The organism is Sphingomonas sp. NCPPB 2930 (assembly GCF_042867205.1).
Taxonomy (GTDB): domain Bacteria; phylum Pseudomonadota; class Alphaproteobacteria; order Sphingomonadales; family Sphingomonadaceae; genus Sphingomonas.
On the sequence record NZ_JBHZQU010000065.1, the window covers coordinates 342 to 597 of the forward strand.

General features: G+C 43.4%; 1 pseudogene. It reads right to left on the reverse strand.

What is annotated here, in order from left to right:
* A pseudogene (locus ACFX59_RS18385) lies at positions 1 to 256 on the reverse strand (YtxH domain-containing protein); the annotation flags it as partial.

Genomic DNA, 256 nt, shown 5'->3' on the forward strand with positions numbered 1-256 from the left:
AAAAATCGGACTTAACTGCTGGACGCTCTTGTTTGGCTTGTTGAGATTCCTTATATGAAGTCTGAATATTAGACTGTTTTGAGGTCTGTTCATCATGATATTGTTCTTGTCTTGTAGTCGGTCTTTCATGAACAGAAGAAGCAGGCTGTTTTATCTGTTTGACCTGTTCCATTTCAGAGCGACGCTTCGCAATGGTTTTTCGCCTTTGTTCCTGCTGTTCCTTGCGTCCACTGGCTCTGTCCGCGTTGGTTTGAGA